Raw genomic sequence first — 14,902 nt, forward strand, 5'->3', positions numbered from 1 at the left:
GTGCACAAAACAGCGGGCTCGTGGCGGATGCAAAAATGCCGCCGCGTTTAGGGGCGCGGCGGCATATACGGCCCGCGGGCCGCTTGCGTCTCGGGATCAGGGGCAGTTCGCGGCGCGCACCGGCGGACCCGCGTCACGGGTCAGCCAGCGGCCATCGGGGCCCTTGTATTTCTCGCCCGCCTTGGTCTTCGCGATCAGGTTGCAGCCAGTGATGAACGCGAACTGCTCGATCGTGCTGCCGGCAGGAGCGCCGCTGGTGTAGGCGGCCTTCCGCTTGATATTGATGTCGTTGACCATGTCGCGCACGGCGGGCGTCGGGGTCGACACGAAGCCAAGATAACCATCGGGCTGCTCGCCGATCTGGCCGCCCGAGCGCGCGGCTTCATAAGCGGGATCGCGCTGCGCCATTGCCGAAGGCACGGCCAGGCCAATCGCCGCCGTCACTGCAATCGCGGCCATCGCCCAGCCCGCCGGTTTCCACTGTTTCAGCATCGTCATTCCTATCTCGTCAGAATATTTCGCTATTCTGCTCAATGAGCTTCTTGGCGTCACCATCAAGCTTGTACACGATTTCCTGCTTGATGTTGATGTTCAGGTTGATCTCGATCGGTTTGTCGGGGGTCGCGATCTGGACGCAGCCGCCAAGGGCCAATCCCGTTATCGCCACGCCCGCGAACCGAACGCCGATACCCAGCCTCCTCGCTCCATTCGTCATCGTCTTCATCGCACGGGCTCGCTTTCTGGGGGCTGAACGGGGGCGGAGGCCTTGGCGGCTTCCTGTTGCTGCTGGATGAGCTGGTCGAGATTCTGCTCGATCCAGACCGTAGGGTCGTAAAGGCCTTTGGCCGAGGTCACGAGCTGCCGGAACGGCCCGGTGACCTTCACATTGAACACCAGCGGAATCTTGGCGATCTGGTTGGTCAGGAAGTTGCGCGTCGCACCCTCCCCCTGCCCCACGCCGCCAAAGCGGATATCGGTCACCATTTCACCATCGAGGTCCCCGTTGAGCACGATCGTCAGATCGTCATATTTGAGGCTGCGCAGCGCGCCAAAGGCAAAATTGGCAATCGTGCCGAGATTGTGATTTGAGAGCTCGCCGACATAGGCCAGCGTTCCGCCGCCGTCGCGCGCGTCGATGCGGCCATTGACGATCCGTCCGCCGAGGCCATCGAACACGACCGGCAGCGTCCCGTCGAACTTGCCCGTCGCGTTGATATTGTCGAAGCCGAAGTTCTGGAGGAACACCGCCGCCTCGACGCCGACGACATCGAAGGTCAGGTGCCGCGGCTGATCGGCGGCGAAATCGAGCGTTGTCGGGTGAAGGAGCAGTTCGCCGCCCGCGAACGGCCAGCGTCCGCCCTCGATCCGCACCTGATTGTTGCCGAGCAGCTCATATTCGATCTCGCCATCGACGACCGGAATGCCGGGATTGATCTCCCGGACCCGCGCCTTCTGTCCCACCGCCGTTTTCAATCCGATCAGATCGTCGAACGTCAGCGTGGTGGTCAGGCCCGTCACAGGGCCGAACGCCGCCGCCAGGCTGGTGTCGGTCGTCGCAAAGGTGCCGCGGCTCGTCACGCCCTGCGGCGACCACTGGATATGCCCGTCGCCGACGACCGAGCCCTGGACGTTAGCGACGACGCCCAGTGCGAGGTGGGTCAGCTGACCGGGCTGAAAACGGTCGTTGAAGCGCAGCTCGCGAACGAACAGATCGGCAAAGCCGGTGCCTTCGCCAAGCTTGTGCCGAATCACGGTATCGAGGACTTTCGTCCCGGTCTCGCGTTCGCTGAAGCCTGCAGTGGCGTCGATGACTCCGCCCGCGAAGCGAAGCGTCGCATCTTTGCTGACCAAGGGTTCGAACCGTGCAACCGCCTCGGAATCGGTCAGCAGCATCTCGCCGTTTAGCGACAGCGCGCCGCCCGCCCAGCGCCATTGCCCTGCGATTTCGCTCATATTGAGGGGGACTGCGCCGATCCTGCCGCCGGCGCCCGAGAGTTCGCCCCCCATTCCCTGTTGCGCCGGGCGCCCTGCGACCCGCTGCGCGGCAAAGCGCGTCACGCTGTCGCCCGCGCCGAGCCGGACATCGACGAGCGATGCCGCCCAGCGCAACGAAGCGAGGTCGATTTCGGCGTTGCGTGCATCGAACGCAAAAGGCGACGAGCCGCTCGTCCCGCGTAACCGGACGCCTGGGAGACGCATCGTACCGCGCAGACCGCCGGGCCCCATGCTCAGCAGCGGCGCGCCGGGCCGGCTGCAAAGATCCATCCCGCCTGGGCTGATCCGGAAACCGGAAACGGCGATCCGGTCGACGCCCACGCGCGTGCAGCCGCCATCGAGGGCGACCGCCCCGGTCGAGGAAACCGCGCCGGTAAAGGGAATGCGCAGCCCCTCGACGCTCCCGCCTGCAAGAGGCCCCGACAGCTCGGCGACCGTTGCGAAGCGCAGAAGGCCTCCATTTCCGGAGAAACGGACCGGCGCCAGCGCCAGCCTCGCTCCCTTTGCGTCATAGGCGTCTATCCGCGCGAGTCCCGAAAGGCGGCCGTCGGCGCGGCGATCCAGCGTCAGCGATCCTTTGGGCAGATCGCCGCCGCCGAAGTTCCAGTCGCCGAGAATCGTGATCGCCGGGGTCGGCGTTCCGTAGATGTATGCGATCCGGCTGCCATCGTTGCCGATGACACGGGCGCCGCTGGCGCTCACCAGCTTCAGAGCCGTCAATTCGACGCGGGCGCTCTGTCCCTCGCCGGTCACCGAGAACTTCGTTTCGCCACTTGCATCGGCAAGCATCCGTTCGGCTGCCTTGGCGGAGCGTTCGGCAAGCGGACCGATCGGGCTGCCGCCCAATGCCCTGACGCTGTCGACGATCGACCGGCGGAGCGCGTTGCTCCCGCTCGCATGCGCGAAGCCGAGCGTGCCATCGATCGCGGGCGCCTTCGCCCCGACGGTGCCTTTGGCCGCGAGATTCACCGAACGGGCCGCGAAGCCGGTCCCACCTAGCTGCGCCATATCGGCATCGACGCTAATTGCCGTTTGCGCGGCGGTTCCGTCAAAGGTCGCCTTCACGCCGAGCCGGTCGGCCGTCAGCGAATGAGCCACGAGCCGCGCAACGCTGGCATCGGCAGTGCCGCGCCAGCTTTGCAGATTTTCGGACAGCGAAACATCGAGCGCAATTTGCGGCGATTGCGCGGCAACGCTGCCGCCGGCGCAGCGCAGCGTCTTGCCGCGCAACGGCCCCTCGAGCGCCGGTCGTGCATCGCGGACCTTGACGCTGCCGTAGAAGCTCGCGCCTTGTGCGGAGCAATTTGCCGCGACGATCTCCGGCGCGACCAGCGCAAGCTCGCCGGTGAAATCCTTGCGCAGATTGCCGCTGCCGTTGAGCGCTGCGCCAACGTCGCCCCAGGGAGTCTCGACGCGTGCCCGGGCATCGGCCAGCTTTACCCACAGATCGGGCAAGGCGAAGGGGGTCTTGTCGGTCGGGTCGCGAAACTTGTCGAGCGAACCCAGCGACAACTGGCCGTCGACGAAACGCCCGTAAAGCCGGACACCGTCGGCGCGCAGCCCCGAAACATAGGGTCCCGACCAGCCATAGCCGATCGACACCTCGACATTTTTTGCCGTCAGATCGGGGCGCTTGGGATCGCCGATGACGAGGTTCGACAGCCGTTCGGATCCGAAGCCGATGTCTTCAATGACATAAGTGGCCGGAATGCCGCGGCTGTCGAGCTGGTCGCGGATGATGCGGTCGGCGATCGGCTCGCGCGCCAGCCACAGTCCGGCAGCGAGCGCCACGACCGCGGCCGCTGTCATCCAGCGCTTCTTGAACAGGATCGTGCGAATATGCGGCAGCAGCGGCGCCTCGTCGGCCTCGCTCATGACGGCGGTGCCGACAAGGATGCCGGTGATCGAGCGGCGGATGACGTCATGACACTATGTTCCAGGCCCTCGAGTGCTTTCCGTGCAGGCAGATAACGCCATAATGGCGCAATTGGCTGCAGAAATGAGGACGTTGCCATAGGCCGCAAACCTTATGGGCGTTGAGCGAGGCTGCCAAGCCGGTTATGCCCTCTGCCATGGGGGACGCGCCAGATCATCAGGGCCACCGCGCCCGTTTGCGGGCTCGGCTGATCGACGACGCGGACGGTCTCGCCGACTATGAACTCGTCGAATATCTGCTCGCGCTCGCCATCCCGCGCCGCGATACCAAGCCGCTTGCCAAGGCCCTGCTTCGCGAATTCGGTTCGCTCGGCCAGTTGGTCAGCGCCGATCCGCAGTCGCTTCGCCGGGTAGACGGCATGGGCGACGGTGCGATTGCGGCGCTCAAGATCGCGCAGGCGACGAGCCTCCGGATGCTCAAGGGCGAAGTCGCCGACAAACCGCTGCTGTCGAGTTGGGACGCTTTGCTCGACTGGCTGCGCGCCGACATGGGGCCGATCGACGTCGAGCGCGTCCGCGTCCTTTATCTCAATTCGCGCAACATGCTGATCCGCGACGAGGTCGCCAGCGAGGGGTCGATCGACCAGTCGGCGATCTATGTCCGTGAAGTGGTGAAGCGTGCGCTCGAACTTGGTGCAGCGGCGATCATCCTCGTTCACAATCATCCGAGCGGGAATCCCGAACCCAGCCGGCAGGACATAGCAATTACGCGCGACATCGCCGAAGCCGCCGGCAAGCTGGGGATCGTCGTCCACGATCATATCATCGTCGGCGGTTCGGACTATCGCAGCCTGCGCGCCATGGGGCTCCTCTAGGCCCGAATACGATGCAGCCGCCGGATCGCTCCGACGGCTGCACCGCTCCATCCGGGCGTCCCGATAAATCAGGCGCCGCGCGACAGGAAACCGGTCAATTCTTCCTTGCTGACCTTGCCCGACTTGTCGGCGTCAGCCGCGGCCCACGCCTGACCGACCCAGGTTTTCACCTGCTCCGATTCAGGATCCACCGTCGGATCGGTCGCAGTGCGCAGCTTCTTCATCCACGCGGCAAATTCCGCTTCGTTGAGGTCGCTGCTCTTGTCGGCGTCATAGGTCGGAAATTCCTGATTGACGATCTGGGCGATCTGCGCCGGGGTTGCCGCCGCGCCTGAAGCCGGTGCGGGCTGCGAGGCGGCACCGGCGGGCGGCGCGCTTTCGGTGGGTGCAGGCGCCGGCGTTCCCGCATCGGTCGGATTTGCCGGTGTCGGTGCCGGAGCCGGCTGGCTCGCCGAAGGATCGGCCTGTTCGGTCGGCGGCGGCGCGGTGGTGTCGGTCGGCGCCGTATTCTGTGCCAGCGCCGGGAAGCTGATAGCCGCGGCACCAATGAAAAGAACTTGTTTCAGCATGATTTTTCTCCTGTATCGGCGGCCGACCTGCGATTGCGATCGATCACCTGTCATGAAGGGGCATGGGATCAATCACCGGGCTTCCGGGTAAGTTGCAGCACCGTGACAATTGGCGAAGCGGCTTACCCCTGCTAGGGGGCGCCCTGTCGCGATTCCGCCGAGATCGCGCGATGAAGCGACATAAAAGGAAGGAATATCAATGGTCCCGCGTTACGCTCGTCCGGACATGACCGCCATCTGGTCGCCCGAGAATCGCTTCCGCATCTGGTTCGAGATCGAAGCGCACGCGACCGACGCGCTCGCCGAACTGGGGATCGTCCCCAAATCCGCCGCGAAAGCCCTGTGGGATTGGTGGGCAACGAACCCGAAGATCGACGTCGACGCGATCGACGCGATCGAGGCCGTCACCAAGCATGATGTCATCGCCTTTCTGACCTGGGTTGCCGAGAATGTCGGCGACGAAGCGCGCTTCATGCATCAGGGGATGACGTCGTCCGACGTGCTCGACACCTGTCTCGCGGTGCAGCTCAGCCAGGCGGCCGATATCCTGCTCGCCGATCTCGACGCGCTGCTCGAAGCCATCAAGCGGCGCGCCTATGAGCATAAGCTGACCCCCACGATCGGCCGCAGCCACGGCATTCATGCCGAGCCGGTGACCTTCGGACTGAAACTGGCCGAGGCCTATGCCGAGTTCTCGCGTTGCAAGGCACGCCTAGTCGCTGCGCGCGCCGAGATCGCGACCTGCGCGATCTCGGGTGCCGTCGGCACTTTCGCCAACATCGATCCGCGCGTGGAAGAACATGTCGCCGCCAAGCTCGGCCTGTCGATCGAGCCCGTCTCGACGCAAGTTATCCCGCGCGACCGTCACGCGATGTTCTTCGCGGTGCTCGGCGTCATCGCCTCGTCGATCGAACGCCTGTCGGTCGAGGTCCGCCACCTGCAGCGTACCGAAGTTCTGGAGGCCGAGGAATATTTCTCGCCGGGCCAGAAGGGTTCGTCGGCGATGCCGCACAAGCGGAACCCGGTGCTGACCGAGAATCTGACCGGCCTGGCGCGCATGGTGCGCAGCGCCGCGATCCCGGCGATGGAGAATGTTGCGCTGTGGCACGAGCGCGACATCAGCCATTCGTCGGTCGAACGCTTTATCGGCCCCGACGCGACGATCACGCTCGACTTCGCGCTCGCGCGGTTGACCGGGGTGGTCGACAAGCTGCTCGTCTATCCCGAGCGGATGCAGAAGAATCTCGACCGCATGGGTGGCCTCGTCCATTCGCAGCGCGTGCTGCTGGCGCTGACGCAGGCCGGCGCGAGCCGCGAGGACAGCTATGCGCTTGTTCAGCGGAACGCGATGAAGGTCTGGGAAAGCGACGGCCAGCTTTCACTGCTCGAACTGCTCAAGGCGGACGCGGACGTCACGGCAAAGCTTTCGGCCGACGAACTGACCGCGCTGTTCGACCTCGGCTATCACATGAAGCATGTCGACACGATCTTCGATCGCGTGTTCGGCTAGCGCCCCACTGGAAACGCGCGGCAATCTGTCATAGGGTCGCCGCTCGGGACCATCGGAGGAGCAAGACGAAGTGGGAATCCTGCGGACGATCATCTGGGTCTTACTGACCGCCGTGCTGGTCATTTTCGCCATGGCGAACTGGATTCCGGTGACCGTCACGATCTGGCCGGGCCAGGTGCTCGATACGAAGCTGCCGGTCCTGATCCTCGCAAGCTTCCTGATCGGCATGGTGCCGATGTGGATAGCGCTGCGGACGACACGCTGGTCGCTCAAGCGCCGGCTCGACAGCAGCGAACGCCAGCTGGCCGACATGCGTGCGCTCGCCAACCGCCCCGTCGACCCGGTTCCTGCGGCCACGACGCCGGTCAACGACGTGCCTCCCGCCCCCACCGACCTCTTCTCGACGGACAAGCCATGACCTCTCCCATCTATCTCGCCATCGACACCACGCATCTCGACGCCGCGCTGACGCTGGCGCAGAAGGTGCGCCACCATGTCGGAGGCCTGAAGCTGGGTCTCGAATTCTTCTGCGCCAACGGCCATCACGGCGTGCACGAGATGGCAAAGCTGGGGCTGCCAATCTTCCTCGACCTCAAACTCCACGACATTCCGAATACGGTCGCCAAGGCGATCCAGGCGCTGCGTCCGCTCGAACCGGCCATTCTGACGGTACATGCGGCGGGCGGCCGCGCGATGATGGAGGAAGCAAAGGCTGCGGCGGGCCTGAACACCAGGGTTGTCGGCGTGACCGTGCTGACCAGCCTCGATGCCCCCGATCTCGACGACATCGGCGTCGGCGGAACGCCCCACGATCAGGTCGTCCGGCTTGCCTCGCTCGCACGCGAGTCCGGGCTCGACGGCATCGTCTGCTCGGGCCAGGAAGTGAAGGCCGCGCGCAAGGCGTGGCCCGGCGGCTTTTTCGTTGTGCCGGGGGTGCGCCCTTCGAACGGCACCGCTGGCGACCAGAAGCGTATCGTCACACCGGCGCAGGCGATGACCGACGGTGCGTCGATCCTCGTCGTCGGCCGTCCGATCAGCCAGTCGACCGACCCCGATCTCGCCGCCCGCGAGATCGAAGCCACGCTCTAGAAGGTTTCCCATGCCTCCGTTGGTCAAGATTTGCGGGCTGTCGACGCCCGAGACGGTCGATGCCGCCATCCGCCTCGGCGCGACGCACATCGGCCTCGTTCATTATGAACCCAGTCCGCGTCACGTCGATCTCAAGACCGCTGCCGAGCTGCGCAAGCTGGCGGAGGGCCGCGTGCAGGTTGCCCTGCTGCTGGTAAACGCCTCACAGCAATTGACCGGCGAAGCGCTCAGCAAGGTCCGGCCCGATGTCATCCAGTTCCATGGCAATGAAACGCCCGAGTGGCTGGCTCGCGTGAAGAGCCTTGTTCCGGCGCAGGTCTGGAAAGCCGTGGGGCTGAGCGATAGCGGTACGCTGGAGCGCGTCCGGCAATATGAAGGCGCCGCCGATCGCATTCTCTACGATGCACCGGCCGCGTCGCTTCCGGGCGGTACCGGGACGCGTTTCGACTGGTCGTTGCTCAGGAACCACCGCCATTCGATCGACTGGGGCGTCGCCGGCGGCCTGACCCCGGCGAATGTCGCGCAAGCGATCGCCGAGACCGGCGCGCCACTCGTCGATGTCTCCTCGGGCGTCGAAAGCGCGCCGGGCGTTAAGGATGTGGACAAGATCGCCGCATTCCTTAAAGCCGCCGGTCGATGACCCAGCTTCCCAACAGCCTTCGCACCGGCCCCGACGAACGCGGCCATTTCGGCCAGTTCGGCGGCCGCTATGTCGCCGAAACGCTGATGCCGCTGATCCTCGATCTCGAGCGCCACTATCGCGCCGCGCAGGCCGACCCGGCTTTCAAGGCCGAATTCGACTATCTGCTGAAACATTATGTCGGCCGTCCGAGCCCGCTTTGGTTCGCCGAGCGGCTGACGAACGATCTCGGCGGCGCGAAAATCTATCTGAAGCGCGAGGATCTCAACCACACCGGCGCGCACAAGATCAACAATTGCATCGGCCAGATCCTGCTCGCGAAGCGCATGGGCAAGACGAAGATTATCGCCGAGACCGGCGCCGGTCAGCACGGCGTTGCGACCGCAACCGTCGCCGCGCTGTTCGGCCTGCCCTGCACCATCTTCATGGGCGCCGTCGACGTTGCGCGGCAGCAGCCGAACGTCTTCCGCATGAAGCTGCTCGGCGCCGAAGTCGTCGCGGTCGAAAGCGGCGCGAAGACGCTGAAGGACGCGATGAACGAGGCGCTGCGCCACTGGGTCGCGAACGTCCACGACACTTTCTACATCATCGGCACCGTCGCGGGCCCGCATCCCTATCCCGAGCTCGTCCGCGATTTCCAGTCGGTGATCGGCGACGAAGCGAAAGAGCAAATCCTCGAAGCCGAAGGCCGGCTGCCCGACATGCTGATCGCCCCCGTCGGCGGCGGATCGAACGCAATCGGGCTCTTCCATCCGTTCCTCGACGACGAGGGCGTCGAGATCGTCGGCGTCGAGGCCGCCGGCGAAGGACTTGATGGCAAGCACGCTGCGAGCCTCGCGGGCGGCCGCCCGGGAATCCTCCACGGCAACAAGACCTATCTGCTGCAGGACGACGACGGCCAGATCACCGAGGCGCACAGCATCTCGGCAGGGCTCGACTATCCGGGCATCGGCCCCGAGCATAGCTGGCTCCACGAAATCGGCCGCGTCCGCTACGAACCCGTCACCGATGACGAAGCGCTCGCGAGCTTCCAGAAGCTGACGAAGCTCGAAGGCATCATCCCCGCGCTCGAAAGCGCGCATGCCATCGCGGCCGCGGAACGCATCGCGCCGACCTTGGGCAAGGACAAGATCATCATCGTCAATTGCTCGGGCCGCGGCGACAAGGACATCTTCACCGTGGCCGATGCGCTGGGGGTGAAGCTGTGAGCCGCTTCGCTGCAGGATTCGGCAAGGGACACCCTGCCCTCGTCGCCTTCATCACCGGCGGCGACGGCGACACCGCCGCGAACCTCGACGCGCTCGTCGCGGGCGGCGCCGACGTGATCGAGCTTGGCATGCCCTTTACCGACCCGATGGCCGATGGCCCCGCGATCCAGGCTGCCAATCTGCGCAGTCTCGCCAAGGGCACGACGACCGCCAACCTGTTCGGTATCGCCGCGGCCTTTCGCGCGCGCCATCCGGACACCCCGCTCGTCCTGATGGGCTATGCCAATCCGATGACGATCCGCGGCGCCGACTGGTTCGCTGCCGAATGCGCCAAGGCCGGCGTTGACGGCATCATCTGCGTCGACATCCCATCCGAAGAAGATGCCGAGCTTGGCCCTGCTCTGCGCGAGGCTGGCGTCGATCTGATCCGCCTTGCCACACCGACGACGGACGCGGGGCGCCTGCCCGACGTGCTGAACGGCGCCGGCGGCTTTCTCTATTATGTCTCGGTTGCCGGCATCACGGGGATGCAGCAGGCCGCGCAGGCGAGCATCGAAGATGCTGTCGCGCACCTCAAGGCCGCGACCGACCTGCCCGTCGCGGTCGGTTTCGGCGTCCGCACCCCCGAGCAGGCCGCCGCAATCGCGCGCGTTGCCGACGGCGTCGTCGTCGGATCGGCCTTCATCGATATCATTGCCCAACATGGCGACGCCGCGGCGCCGCATGTCGAAGCCTTCACCCGTTCGCTCGCCGATGCTATCCACGGCGCAAAGGAGATCGCCGCATGAGCTGGCTCGACCGCGTTCGCAACGCCATTCCCTTCACCGCCAAGCGCGATACCGCCGACAACCTCTGGCACAAATGCCGCCAGTGCCAGCAGATGGTGTTCGTCAAGGAATGGGAAGACAATCTGAACGTCTGCCCGCGCTGCGACCACCACGACCGCATCGGCGCGAAAGAACGCTTCGCGCAGCTGTTCGACGGCGGCGTGCATGAACTGATTTCCTCGCCGGCAGCGCCTGAGGATCCGCTGAAGTTCCGCGACACCAAGAAATATGTCGACCGCATCAAGGCCGCGCGCGCGCAGACCGGCGACCGCGACGCCTATCAGAATGCGTTCGGTCGTATTTCGGGCAAGGGTGCGGTGATCGGCGTGCAGGACTTCGCCTTCATGGGCGGCTCGATGGGCGTCGCGGTCGGCGAAGCCTTCGTCAGCGGCGTCGAACAGGCGATCAAGCGCGGGGTTCCCTATATCGCGATCACCGCAGCGGGTGGTGCGCGGATGCAAGAAGGCACACTGTCGCTGATGCAGATGCCGCGCGCGACCGTTGCACTCCAGCGCCTTCGCCGCGCCGGGCTTCCCTACATCGTACTACTCACCGACCCGACCACGGGTGGCGTCACGGCCAGCTATGCGATGCTCGGCGACATCCAGATCAGCGAACCCAAGGCGCTGATCGGTTTCGCGGGCCAGCGCGTGATCGAGAATACGATCCGCGAAAAGCTGCCCGAAGGCTTCCAGCGCGCCGAATATCTGCTCGATCACGGGATGATCGACATGGTCGTGCACCGCAAGGACCTGCCCGAGGCGCTCGGCCGCCTGATCGGCTATCTGGCGCCCGAAAAGGCCGCCTGATCCGGTCACACCCGCCGCCATGGCCGACTTCGCCCGTTCTAGCGACCCTGCGGTGCAGGCGCAGCTCGATCGCCTCGGCGCGCTGTCGCCGGGCCGCGATATATTGGGGCTCGAGCGGATCGCCGAGCTGTGCGGCCGGCTGGGCAATCCGCAAGACCGGCTTCCGCGCACCTTCCACGTTGCGGGCACCAACGGCAAGGGATCGACCTGCGCCTATCTGCGCGCGATCCTCGAAGCGAGCGGGCGCAAGGTTCATGCCTATACCAGCCCGCACCTCGTCCGCTTCAACGAGCGCATCCGCCTCGCGGGAACGCTAATCGACGATGCGCTGCTGGCAGCGCTTCTCGAAGAGGTTCTGGATGAGGCGGAAGGGCTGCAGGCAAGCTTCTTCGAAGTTACCACTGCCGCCGCATTTCTTGCCTTCGCGCGGACGCCAGCGGACGATTGCATCATAGAGGTCGGCCTTGGCGGACGTCTCGACGCCACGAACATCATCCCGGCACCCGCCGTCTGCGGCATCGCGTCGCTGGGCATCGATCACGAAGCGTTCCTGCTCGCTCCCGAAGACGGCGTGCCGCAGGAAGCGATCGAACGCATCGCGTGGGAAAAAACCGGTATCTTCAAACCCGGCGCCGCGCTGGCGACGCTTCGCTACCCCGACGCCGTGATGAAGCTGGTCGGCGAACGCGCCGCCGCGGTAGGTAGCGCTTTGTTTTCCGAAGGCGATGCTTGGGCAATCGAGCCCCAGAGCAATGGCTTTCACTGGCGGTCGAAATCGGGTTCCATCGCTGAGCGTCTGGAACCGCGGATGGCGGGCGTGCATCAGATGCGCAATGCCGGACTGGCCATCGCCATGCTGACCATCGCCCCTGCCCCGCGTCCGGACCCAGCGGCCATTGCCTCGGGCGTATCCCGCGCCTTCTGGCCCGGACGCATGCAGAAGCTCGGGCCCGGCTCGCTGACGGCGCTTCTTCCCGAGGGGCGGGAGATTTGGCTCGACGGCGGCCATAATCCCGACGCGGGCGTTGCGTTGGCGCAGGCGCTGGACAATCGGGCGCCGCTCCACATCGTCTGCGGCCTGCTTCGCAACAAGGATGCGCTGGGCTTTCTGCGCCCCTTCGCGGACCGGATCGCATCGTTTCAGGCGGTTCCGATCCCCGGCCACGAGCATCACGATCCCAAGGATCTGTGTCACTGGGTCCAATCGGACCTCGGTATCGTCAACGCGCAACCGTGCGAAGACGTGACCACAGCGCTGCGTCACATTGCCGCTCATCGCGGGCCGGGTGACGTGCTGATATGTGGCTCGCTCTATCTCGCCGGCGTCGTGCTCGATCTCAACGGGGAGCAACCAACCTAGCGCATTTCGGCAAGCGTCCGTGTGACCCAGTCATACATCGCCGCTTCGGCCTTCAGCGTCACCGGCGGGGTCCGCTTCATTCGCTGCTCGACCTCCTGCAGCAGGGCCCGGGCGCCGCGCCGGTCGCCCTCGGCGATCAAAAGCGCCGCCAGGCGGCAACGTACCTCGTCACCGGGCACACGCCCGACGATATCCTGATAAAAGGTGATCGCGTCTTGCGGACGGCCATCGGCTTCGGCGACCTTCGCGCGCAACAGTGCACGCCGGTCCAGTTCGGTTTGCGAGATCGTCTCCGCCAGCCCGTCGATCGCTATCAGCGCTTCGCTGAAACTCCCGGCTTCATACGCTGCTTCGGCGATCCGCATCCCGATCGCCCGGTCGACATGCGGGGATAGCCGTTCGGCCTCGCGAAACTGGACGAGCGCATCGGCATAGCGCTCGCGCGCCATCAGCGCGTCACCGAGCTCGAGCCGGTTGCCCGCAGTATTGCTGAAGTCGACCGCATCGTTGGCGGCGCGCACGCGCCGCTCGGGGTCCATCTTGTCGGCGAACTTCGTCCGTGCATCCTGGACGCGCCGGTCATGCCTCAGGCCCGGCATCACCTCGACAATGAAATAGGCGAGCATGCCAACCATCGGCAGAAAGGCGATCGCCATGATCCATGCCGTGTTGCGGCCCGTACGGAAGACATGGACGATGCACAGCACCTGCAGTGCCAGCGAGATCAGCAGGAAATGCACGGCCTCAGCCTGCCAGCTTGGGCGCTTCTTCGCTGCCCTCGACCTTGCCCGCCGACCCGACCGACAGGTCGACCAGCCCGGTCCGCATCATCCACCAGAAGAGCAGGACGCCCGGTACCGCGGCGACGGTCGTCAGCAGATAGAATTGCACATAGCCGAAGGTTTCGATCAGACCGCCAGCGGTGGTGCCGGTCACGAAACGCCCGACGATGCTCGCCGCCGACGAGATCAGCGCATAATGCGCCGCGGTGAAGCGCAGGTCGCAGAGAGCCGAGAAATAGGCGACCACGACAACGCCGCCGATCCCGCTCGCGAAATTCTCGAACCCGATCGCGCCGGCCATTCCGAGATTGCTCTTTCCGGTCGCCGCCAGCATCGCGAAGCTGAAGTTCGATACCGCCATCAGGATCAGACTGACGAGCACCGAGCGCTTCATGCCCATGCGAGCATACATGATGCCGCCTACGAAGATGCCGATCAGATAGGCCCAAAAGCCGATCCCGACGTCGTAGATCGCGATCTCGTCGTTGGTGTAGCCGAGGTCGTCGAACAGCAGGCGGAAGGTCAGATTGGCAAGCGTATCGCCGATCTTGTGGACGAGGATGAACAGCAGGACGAGCCACGCGCCCTGCCGGCGGAAGAATTCGGTGAAGGGCCCGATGATCGACTGGAGGATCGCGTTCCCGCCCTTGCGCTGGGCAGGATCGCGATGCCGGTCGGGCTCACCCAGCCACAACGCCGCGATGACCGCGGGCAAGGCAAAGAGCGCGCAGGCAAGATAGGCGGGCTCCCACCCGTAACGCGCGGCGAGAAAGAGCGCGAGCGCACCGGCCCCCGCCGATCCGATGCGCCAGCCATACTGGCTCATGCCCGAACCGATTCCAAGCTGTTCGGGCTTCAGTATCTCGATGCGATAGGCGTCAATGACGATATCGAAAGTCGCGCCAGCCAGGCCGACAAGAATGGCGGCGATCGCCGTCTGATAGATATCCGCCTTGGGCTCCTGAAGCGCGAGGTTCGCGACCGCTGCCATCACCAGCACCGAAGCCAGAATCATCCACGAAACGCGCTGACCGAGCACACCCAGTCCCGGCAAGCGAACCCCGTCGACGATCCACGACCAGAGCGGCTTCAGATTGTACACGAGGAAGGCGAGCGTGAAGGCCGTCACGGTCTTCTTGTCGATCCCGTCCTGCGCCAGCCGTGTCGTCAGCGTTGCGCCGATCATGGCATAGGGAAACCCCGATGACAGGCCGAGAAGGAACGCCGCCATCGGCGCGCGCTCCAGATAGGGCCGGATGCTGTCCCACCAGCCCTGCGGCGGCGGTGTCACTGTATCGGGCTGCAAGCTGTATCTCCCCCATGGCGCCCGCATTCGGCCGCCGCGACCATCAGGCCTAGAGGC

The 14,902-nt window shown here is 65.2% G+C and carries 15 protein-coding genes; 9 read left to right on the plus strand and 6 right to left on the minus strand.

Translation table 11 applies throughout. The annotated features are described in order from the left end of the window. Nucleotides 1–96: 96 nt before the first annotated feature. The 3 genes from L7H23_RS01835 to L7H23_RS01845 are packed head-to-tail and all read right to left on the minus strand — an operon-like array spanning nt 97 to nt 3,870. Entirely contained in the window at nt 97–492 is a 396-nt protein-coding gene (locus L7H23_RS01835; RefSeq protein ID WP_237839308.1) for a YdbL family protein, read from the minus strand. A gap of 16 nt (nt 493–508) precedes the next feature. Then, complete coding sequence (locus tag L7H23_RS01840) at nt 509–724, minus strand: YnbE family lipoprotein (protein WP_237837662.1); 216 nt, start codon at nt 722–724, stop codon at nt 509–511. Then, nucleotides 721–3,870, minus strand: a complete 3,150-nt coding sequence (locus L7H23_RS01845) for a YdbH domain-containing protein (protein ID WP_237837663.1) — start codon at nt 3,868–3,870, stop codon at nt 721–723. Before L7H23_RS01845 ends, L7H23_RS01840 begins: the two co-directional genes overlap by 4 nt. Nucleotides 3,871–4,067: 197 nt before the next feature. Here L7H23_RS01845 and radC point away from each other — a divergent pair, with 197 nt between their 5' ends. Beyond that, nucleotides 4,068–4,745: a DNA repair protein RadC gene (gene radC, locus L7H23_RS01850; RefSeq protein WP_345790415.1), complete on the plus strand. Its 678-nt coding sequence runs from the start codon at nt 4,068–4,070 to the stop codon at nt 4,743–4,745. A gap of 68 nt (nt 4,746–4,813) precedes the next feature. Here radC and L7H23_RS01855 read toward each other — a convergent pair whose 3' ends face one another. Then, a complete protein-coding gene (locus L7H23_RS01855; RefSeq protein ID WP_237837665.1) occupies nt 4,814–5,314 on the minus strand; it encodes a calcium-binding protein in 501 nt (166 codons plus the stop codon). A 199-nt stretch (nt 5,315–5,513) separates the two neighbouring features. Between L7H23_RS01855 and purB the strand changes: the two genes are divergently transcribed. The 8 genes from purB (at nt 5,514) to L7H23_RS01895 (ending at nt 12,757) form a co-directional block, all read left to right on the plus strand. After that, a complete protein-coding gene (gene purB / locus L7H23_RS01860; RefSeq protein ID WP_237837666.1) occupies nt 5,514–6,824 on the plus strand; it encodes an adenylosuccinate lyase in 1,311 nt (436 codons plus the stop codon). 70 nt (nt 6,825–6,894) lie between these two features. Further along, nucleotides 6,895–7,242 carry a LapA family protein gene (locus L7H23_RS01865; protein WP_237837667.1) on the plus strand — a complete coding sequence of 116 codons (348 nt, stop codon included), beginning with the start codon at nt 6,895–6,897 and terminating at the stop codon, nt 7,240–7,242. Then, nucleotides 7,239–7,913, plus strand: a complete 675-nt coding sequence (gene pyrF / locus L7H23_RS01870; protein ID WP_237837668.1) for an orotidine-5'-phosphate decarboxylase — start codon at nt 7,239–7,241, stop codon at nt 7,911–7,913. Before L7H23_RS01865 ends, pyrF begins: the two co-directional genes overlap by 4 nt. Nucleotides 7,914–7,923: 10 nt before the next feature. Beyond that, nucleotides 7,924–8,553: a phosphoribosylanthranilate isomerase gene (locus tag L7H23_RS01875; RefSeq protein ID WP_237837669.1), complete on the plus strand. Its 630-nt coding sequence runs from the start codon at nt 7,924–7,926 to the stop codon at nt 8,551–8,553. Continuing rightward, on the plus strand, nt 8,550–9,761 hold the full coding sequence (gene trpB / locus L7H23_RS01880) for a tryptophan synthase subunit beta (protein WP_237837670.1): 1,212 nt from the start codon (nt 8,550–8,552) through the stop codon (nt 9,759–9,761). Before L7H23_RS01875 ends, trpB begins: the two co-directional genes overlap by 4 nt. After that, a complete protein-coding gene (gene trpA, locus L7H23_RS01885) occupies nt 9,758–10,549 on the plus strand; it encodes a tryptophan synthase subunit alpha (protein ID WP_237837671.1) in 792 nt (263 codons plus the stop codon). Before trpB ends, trpA begins: the two co-directional genes overlap by 4 nt. Then, nucleotides 10,546–11,397 (plus strand): acetyl-CoA carboxylase, carboxyltransferase subunit beta, encoded by an 852-nt coding sequence (accD, locus tag L7H23_RS01890; RefSeq protein WP_237837672.1) that lies wholly within the window; start codon nt 10,546–10,548, stop codon nt 11,395–11,397. The genes trpA and accD overlap by 4 nt, the downstream gene beginning before the upstream one ends. 19 nt (nt 11,398–11,416) lie before the next feature. Then, nucleotides 11,417–12,757 carry a folylpolyglutamate synthase/dihydrofolate synthase family protein gene (locus tag L7H23_RS01895; protein WP_237837673.1) on the plus strand — a complete coding sequence of 447 codons (1,341 nt, stop codon included), beginning with the start codon at nt 11,417–11,419 and terminating at the stop codon, nt 12,755–12,757. On the opposite strand, the gene L7H23_RS01900 is transcribed toward L7H23_RS01895, so the two are convergent. Together L7H23_RS01900 and L7H23_RS01905 are read right to left on the minus strand one after the other, a co-directional pair. Next, nucleotides 12,754–13,497 (minus strand): PLDc N-terminal domain-containing protein, encoded by a 744-nt coding sequence (locus tag L7H23_RS01900; protein ID WP_237837674.1) that lies wholly within the window; start codon nt 13,495–13,497, stop codon nt 12,754–12,756. The two genes, L7H23_RS01895 and L7H23_RS01900, sit on opposite strands and share 4 nt — an antisense overlap. 4 nt (nt 13,498–13,501) lie before the next feature. After that, on the minus strand, nt 13,502–14,845 hold the full coding sequence (locus L7H23_RS01905; protein WP_237837675.1) for an MFS transporter: 1,344 nt from the start codon (nt 14,843–14,845) through the stop codon (nt 13,502–13,504). Nucleotides 14,846–14,902: the final 57 nt, after the last annotated feature.

Source organism: Sphingopyxis sp. BSN-002, assembly GCF_022024275.1.
Taxonomy (GTDB): Bacteria; Pseudomonadota; Alphaproteobacteria; order Sphingomonadales; family Sphingomonadaceae; genus Sphingopyxis.

Excerpts from the sequence above, each read along its gene's own strand:
- purB (WP_237837666.1), top strand. The coding sequence starts at position 5,514 with ATGGTCCCGCGTTACGCTCGTCCGGACATGACCGCCATCTGGTCGCCC.
- trpB (WP_237837670.1), top strand. The coding sequence starts at position 8,550 with ATGACCCAGCTTCCCAACAGCCTTCGCACCGGCCCCGACGAACGCGGC.
- L7H23_RS01835 (WP_237839308.1), bottom strand. The coding sequence starts at position 492 with ATGCTGAAACAGTGGAAACCGGCGGGCTGGGCGATGGCCGCGATTGCA.
- L7H23_RS01845 (WP_237837663.1), bottom strand. The coding sequence starts at position 3,870 with ATGAGCGAGGCCGACGAGGCGCCGCTGCTGCCGCATATTCGCACGATC.
- L7H23_RS01840 (WP_237837662.1), bottom strand. The coding sequence starts at position 724 with ATGAAGACGATGACGAATGGAGCGAGGAGGCTGGGTATCGGCGTTCGG.
- radC (WP_345790415.1), top strand. The coding sequence starts at position 4,068 with ATGGGGGACGCGCCAGATCATCAGGGCCACCGCGCCCGTTTGCGGGCT.
- L7H23_RS01855 (WP_237837665.1), bottom strand. The coding sequence starts at position 5,314 with ATGCTGAAACAAGTTCTTTTCATTGGTGCCGCGGCTATCAGCTTCCCG.
- L7H23_RS01895 (WP_237837673.1), top strand. The coding sequence starts at position 11,417 with ATGGCCGACTTCGCCCGTTCTAGCGACCCTGCGGTGCAGGCGCAGCTC.
- pyrF (WP_237837668.1), top strand. The coding sequence starts at position 7,239 with ATGACCTCTCCCATCTATCTCGCCATCGACACCACGCATCTCGACGCC.
- L7H23_RS01875 (WP_237837669.1), top strand. The coding sequence starts at position 7,924 with ATGCCTCCGTTGGTCAAGATTTGCGGGCTGTCGACGCCCGAGACGGTC.
- accD (WP_237837672.1), top strand. The coding sequence starts at position 10,546 with ATGAGCTGGCTCGACCGCGTTCGCAACGCCATTCCCTTCACCGCCAAG.